Here is a 5461-nt window from a genome sequence, read left to right on the forward strand (position 1 = left end):
TGGCTGGGGCGGTGGTGGCGGCAGTTCCGGAGGCGGTGGCGCCTCGGGGAGCTGGTGATGCGCCTGCTCCGGCACCTGTTCGCGCCGTCCGCACAGCGCCTGTTCCCGGCGGCCAGCCTGCAGCGCATCGGCGCGGCGATCGCCGAGGGCGAGCGCCTGCACCGCGGGCAGGTGATGTTCGCGGTGGAATCGGGGCTGGCACCGGCGCAGGTGTTGCGCGGCATGGCGCCGCGGCTGCGCGCCGAGCACGCGTTCGCACAGTTGCGCACCTGGGATACCGAGGCCAACAACGGCGTGCTGATCTATCTGCTGCTGGCCGATCACCACATCGAGATCGTCGCCGACCGTGGACTGCACGGGCGGGTGGACGCCGCACAATGGCGCCAGGTCTGCGCGCTGATCGAGCGCGACATGCGTGCGGGCCAACCCGAACAGGCGGTGATCGCCGGCGTCGGCGCGGTGTCCGCGTTGCTGGCCGCGCACTTCCCGGCGCAACCGGGTCAGCCGGGCGAGAACGAACTGCCGAATCTGCCGCATGTACTGGATTGAGTGTGCTGCTGTGGTGGTTTGCGCTGCCAGCAGAGGCGGCGGTGTTGTGGAAGGGACTTCGGTCCCTAGGCGAGAGTGCCGGGCTGGGGCCTGATGGCTCTGCTCGTCGCGGCTGAAGCCGCTCCCACATCAGGGCGATGCCGCTCCTGCATGGGTGCGACGGGTGGTGTGGTGGGAGGGACTTCAGTCCCGACGCGATAGCGCCGGAGTGAACACGATGGCTCTGCTCGTTGCAGTTGATGGCCTGGAGGCGACATGGGCCGCTCCCACAAGCAACGAGGGGCACGTGGCGGCTGGGCTGAGCATATTTCTTGGGGTCGGTCGGTGGCAGGTTCGTGCGCCTGCCAGCAGATGAAGCGCCACCCCGCTGCGCCGTCCGCAGGCGCGGCAATTAGCGGAGTCAGTAGCAGACGCGCGCGCCTGCCAGCAGATGAAGCGCCACCCTGCTGCGCCGTCCGCAGACGCGGCAAGCAGCGGAGTCAGTGGCAGACGCATGCGCCTGCCAGCAGATGAAGCGCTAACCCGCTGCGCCGTCCGTAGGCGCGGCAAGCAGCGGAGTCGGTGGCAGAATAGGCACTCTTTGCCCCCGGCCGACGTTTGCGCATGACCTATCTCCACCAGATCGATCCCATCGCCTTCTCGTTCGGGCCGGTGAAGGTGCATTGGTACGGGCTGATGTATCTGGCCGGCTTCATCTCGGCCTGGTGGCTGGGCCGCCGCCGCATCCGCGCCGGGCGCCTGCCCGGGGTGAACGAGGACGGCTTCTCCGATCTGCTGTTCTACGCGATGCTCGGCGTGGTGCTGGGCGGGCGCATCGGCTACATGCTGTTCTACGCGCTATCCGATTTCCTGGCCGACCCGCTGCTGATCTTCAAGGTGTGGGACGGCGGCATGAGCTTCCACGGCGGCCTGCTGGGCGTGCTGGCGGCCTGCCTGTGGTGGACGCGCAAGGCGCGCCTGCATTTCTTCGACACCGTCGATTTCATCGCGCCGCTGGTGCCGCTGGGTCTGGGCTTCGGCCGCATCGGCAATTTCGTCGGCGGCGAGTTGTGGGGCAAGTTGACCCACGCCGGCTGGGGCGTGATCTTCCCGCACGCGCCGATACAGGACGGCGTGGCCAATGCGCCGGCGCTGGAAAGTCTGAAGAGTGCCGCGCAACTGCAGCAGCAATACGCCGCGGGCCTGCTTGATCGCTATGCCCGCCATCCGTCGCAGTTGTACGAAGCGGCGCTGGAAGGATTGGTGATGTTCGTGGTGCTGTGGACGTTCTCGATGAAGCCGCGGGCGCGCTATGCGGTGTCCGGCCTGTTCGCGCTGCTGTACGGCGTGTTCCGCTTCGCCGTGGAATTCGTGCGGGTGCCGGATGCGCAACTCGGCTACCTGGCGTTCCATTGGCTGACCCGCGGCCAGCAGTTGAGCATCCCGCTGATCCTGCTCGGCCTGTTCCTGCTGTGGCGCTCGCGCAGCGCGCCGGTGCTGCAGCCGGTGCCGCCGCCGGAGGTGAGCAAGTGAAGCAGTACCTGGACCTGCTGCAGCACGTGCTGGAGCGCGGCGCGGAAAAATCCGACCGCACCGGCACCGGCACGCGCAGCGTGTTCGGCTGGCAGATGCGCTTCGATCTCAACGACGGCTTCCCGCTGGTCACTACCAAGAAGCTGCACCTGCGCTCGATCGTGCACGAGTTGCTGTGGTTCCTGAAGGGCGAGACCAACATCGCCTATCTCAAGGACAACAAGGTCAGCATCTGGGACGAGTGGGCCGACGCGCAGGGCGAACTCGGCCCGGTGTACGGCAAGCAGTGGCGGCGCTGGACCGGTGCCGACGGTCGCGAGATCGACCAGATGCAGTGGCTGGTGGACGAGATCAAGCGCAATCCGGATTCGCGTCGGCTGGTGATCAGCGCCTGGAACGTGGCCGAGTTGCCGCAGATGGCGCTGATGCCCTGCCACAGCCTGTTCCAGTTCTATGTGGTCGACGGCAAGCTCAGCTGCCAGCTGTACCAGCGCAGCGGCGACATTTTCCTGGGCGTGCCGTTCAACATCGCCAGCTATGCGCTGCTGACCCACATGGTGGCGCAGGCCACCGGCCTGGGCGTGGGCGATTTCGTGCATACGCTGGGCGATGCGCATCTGTATTCCAACCACTTCGAACAGGCGCGCGAACAACTGGCACGCACGCCGCGGCCGTTGCCGCAGCTGCGTCTGAATCCGGCGGTGACCGATCTGTTCGCCTTCACCTACGACGACATCGCCATCGAGGGCTACGACCCGCATCCGGCGATCAAGGCGCCGGTGGCGGTGTGAGCAGCAGCTGGGAATCGGGAATGGGGAATCGGGAATCGGCGAGCGCCGCCGTCGCGACGGGGACGGATGTGGCGCCGCTTACGCGCCACCCTCTGCAGTTGAGCCTGATCGCGGCGCTGGACCGGGCCAATGCGATCGGCCGCGACAACGATCTGCCGTGGCGCTTGCCGGACGATCTGAAGCGATTCAAGGTGCTGACCCTGGGCAAGCCGGTGTTGATGGGGCGCAAGACCGCGCAGTCGCTGGGGCGCGCGTTGCCCGGGCGCTTGAACCTGGTGATGACCCGTTCCGGGCAGGTGCCATTCGCGGACATGCAGGCGGTGGCGTCGCTGCAGGCGGCGATCGACGCGGCGCGCGAAGCCGGCGCCACGGAACTGGCGGTGATCGGCGGTGGCGACATCTTCGCCCTGACCCTGCCGCTGGCCGACATGTTGTACCTCACCCATGTCGACACCGTGGTCGACGGCGCCGATGCGCATTTCCCCGCGTTCGATCCGGCGCAATGGGAGGTGGTGGCGCGGCAAGCGCATCCGGCGGATGCGCGGCATGCGCTGGCCTTCGAATTCGTGGATTACCGGCGCCGGGCTGGCGCGGTGTAAGCAGCGGCTGACAGATGCCGGCGCACATGCCGGGATTGCCGTAGGAGCTTTAGCCGCGACACGCATTCCCGGGAACGCCTGTCGCGGCTGAAGCCGCTCCTGCGAAACCGCAACGTTTCGCGTTAGACCTATTCCTGCTCGGGCGCAGCAGAGGCAGCCGGCGCCGGTTGTCCACGGTTAGGCGCGCTGCGCCGCCGCGGCGTGGCGGTGCGCGCCGCCGGCGGCGGTCCCTGCACCGGCCGGCCCGGGACCTGTACGACCTGCAGGTCCTCGCTGTCCAGGCGCAACGCGGTGAGCTTGCCGCCCCAGACCGCGCCGGTGTCGATCGCGTGCACGCCCTGGGTGATGGTCAGGCCCAGCGTCGACCAGTGTCCGCAGACGATCTTCAGGTCGCGCTCGACCCGCCCCGGCACCTCGAACCACGGATACAGACCCTGCGCCTGGGTGCCGGGCGTGCCCTTTTCCTCGATCGCGATGCGCCCGCGCGGGGTGCAGTAGCGGGCGCGGGTGAACAGGTTGATGATCGCGCGCGAGCGGTCGTAGCCGGTCAGGCCCGGCGACCAGGCCGGGCGGTCGCCGTACATGTTGCGGAACAGCTTGCGGTAGCCGTTGCCGTGCAGCTGCTGCTCGACCTCGCGTGCATGCTTCTCGGCCAGCGCGGTGGTCCACTTCGGCGCCAGGCCGGCGTGGATCATCATCCAGCCGAGCTGGCGGTCGGCATGCAGCAGCTTCTGCATGCGCAGCCAGGTCAGCAGTTCGTCGCGATCCTCGGCCAGCACGATGCGTTGCAGGTCCGGATTGACCTTGCGCTGTTCGTCCGGGCTGCGCTCGCCGATCGCCAGCAGCGACAGGTCGTGGTTGCCCAGCACCACCACGCTGTGCTCGCGCAGCGAGTGCACCAGGCGCAGGGTCTCCAGCGACTGCCCGCCGCGGTTGACCAGATCGCCGCAGAACCACAGCCGATCCACCGCCGGATCGAAGCGGATCTTCTCCAGCAACTGCTGGGTGATGTCGTAGCAACCCTGCAGGTCGCCGATCGCCCAGACCGCCATCAGTGCAGGGTCCGCGGGACGGACAGCACGAACGGTGCGATCGCGGCGATGAAATGGGTCCCGTCGTCGGCTTCCATGTCGTAATGGCCGCGCATCGTGCCGTGTTCGGTCTCCAGCACCAGCCCGGAGGTGTAGCGGAAATCCTCGCCCGGGCGCAGCCGCGGCTGTTCGCCGACCACGCCGTCGCCGTCGACGCGTTCGATGCGGCCGTTGCCGTCGGTGATCTCCCAGTGGCGGGCGATCAGGCGCGCGGCGACGCGGCCGCGGTTGTGGATGCGGATCGTGTAGGCGAACGTGTAGCGTCCGTCCTCCGGCGCCGATTGGTCGTCGAGGAATCGGGGCGACACTTCGACCTCGATCCGATAGGGGGCGTCATCGTTCATCCCCACAGTTTAGAGCGTGTTTTGCCGTTTGAGGCGAGATGCGTCAGCGGTTTCCATCGCGAGGTCGCTGGCGCGTGGCAGTGGCCCTGGCTGCCGCCTGCGCGAGCCGCCCGTGCGGGCCTGTTGTTGCCGCGGGCAGTGCGCAGGAGGGCTGTCGTTCGCGGTGGCAGTCTGTGTTGTGCGGCTTGCCACGCTGCGGTGTCGAGGCGGCGCCGTCCTCACCATGTCTACGGCGCAGGTCGGCGACGCCTGCGCCGACATGCAAGGAGCGGAGCAACGCGTGCGCAGAGGTTCGCACCACGCATGCATGCGCGCGCCGCGCGGGACGTCCGCTCAGGCGTGCGCGATGTTGGCCAGGCGCACGAAGTCGCCGACCTCGAGCTGCTCGGCGCGCGCGTCCGGACGCACGCCCGCGGCCTCGAATTGCGCGGCATCGCAGACGCCGTTCAAGGCGTTGCGCAGGGTCTTGCGGCGCTGCCCGAACGCGGCGCGGACCACGTCGGCGAAGCGCTTGGGATCGGCGATGCCCACCGTCTGCGGCGGCCGCGGCACCAGCCGCACTACGGCCGAATCCA

7 protein-coding genes are annotated in these 5461 nt (G+C 68.3%); 4 read left to right on the forward strand and 3 right to left on the reverse strand.

Going from position 1 to position 5461, the window contains the following annotated elements:
- Positions 1–57: 57 nt before the first annotated feature.
- The 4 genes from D588_RS0114085 (at position 58) to D588_RS0114100 (ending at position 3451) form a co-directional block, all read left to right on the forward strand.
- On the forward strand, positions 58–549 hold the full coding sequence (locus D588_RS0114085; protein ID WP_017916438.1) for a TPM domain-containing protein: 492 nt from the start codon (positions 58–60) through the stop codon (positions 547–549).
- Positions 550–1152: 603 nt separating this feature from the next.
- Positions 1153–2061 (forward strand): prolipoprotein diacylglyceryl transferase, encoded by a 909-nt coding sequence (gene lgt, locus D588_RS0114090; RefSeq protein WP_017916439.1) that lies wholly within the window; start codon positions 1153–1155, stop codon positions 2059–2061.
- Positions 2058–2852, forward strand: coding sequence for a thymidylate synthase (locus D588_RS0114095; protein WP_026143716.1), 795 nt, complete (start codon positions 2058–2060; stop codon positions 2850–2852). The genes lgt and D588_RS0114095 overlap by 4 nt, the downstream gene beginning before the upstream one ends.
- Before the next feature lie 92 nt (positions 2853–2944).
- The gene (locus D588_RS0114100; protein WP_026143717.1) at positions 2945–3451 is read left to right on the forward strand and encodes a dihydrofolate reductase; all 507 of its coding nucleotides are present in this window, start codon (positions 2945–2947) and stop codon (positions 3449–3451) included.
- Between the two features lie 128 nt (positions 3452–3579).
- Here the strand turns inward: D588_RS0114100 and D588_RS0114105 are convergent, their stop codons facing one another.
- From D588_RS0114105 to D588_RS24820, 3 genes are all read right to left on the reverse strand, one after another.
- Positions 3580–4503 carry a symmetrical bis(5'-nucleosyl)-tetraphosphatase gene (locus tag D588_RS0114105; RefSeq protein WP_017916442.1) on the reverse strand — a complete coding sequence of 308 codons (924 nt, stop codon included), beginning with the start codon at positions 4501–4503 and terminating at the stop codon, positions 3580–3582.
- The gene (apaG, locus tag D588_RS0114110) at positions 4503–4886 is read right to left on the reverse strand and encodes a Co2+/Mg2+ efflux protein ApaG (protein WP_010340000.1); all 384 of its coding nucleotides are present in this window, start codon (positions 4884–4886) and stop codon (positions 4503–4505) included. Before apaG ends, D588_RS0114105 begins: the two co-directional genes overlap by 1 nt.
- Positions 4887–5219: 333 nt before the next feature.
- The coding region (locus D588_RS24820; RefSeq protein WP_304412390.1) for an rRNA adenine N-6-methyltransferase family protein at positions 5220–5461 on the reverse strand (242 nt) is incomplete at its 5' end.

It is taken from the genome of Xanthomonas sp. SHU 308 (assembly GCF_000364645.1).
GTDB lineage: Bacteria > Pseudomonadota > Gammaproteobacteria > Xanthomonadales > Xanthomonadaceae > Xanthomonas_A > Xanthomonas_A sontii.

What these genes read in the sequence shown, in the direction of transcription:
- D588_RS0114085 (WP_017916438.1), top strand. Translation starts at nt 58, where the DNA reads ATGCGCCTGCTCCGGCACCTGTTCGCGCCGTCCGCACAGCGCCTGTTC.
- lgt (WP_017916439.1), top strand. Translation starts at nt 1,153, where the DNA reads ATGACCTATCTCCACCAGATCGATCCCATCGCCTTCTCGTTCGGGCCG.
- D588_RS0114105 (WP_017916442.1), bottom strand. Translation starts at nt 4,503, where the DNA reads ATGGCGGTCTGGGCGATCGGCGACCTGCAGGGTTGCTACGACATCACC.
- apaG (WP_010340000.1), bottom strand. Translation starts at nt 4,886, where the DNA reads ATGAACGATGACGCCCCCTATCGGATCGAGGTCGAAGTGTCGCCCCGA.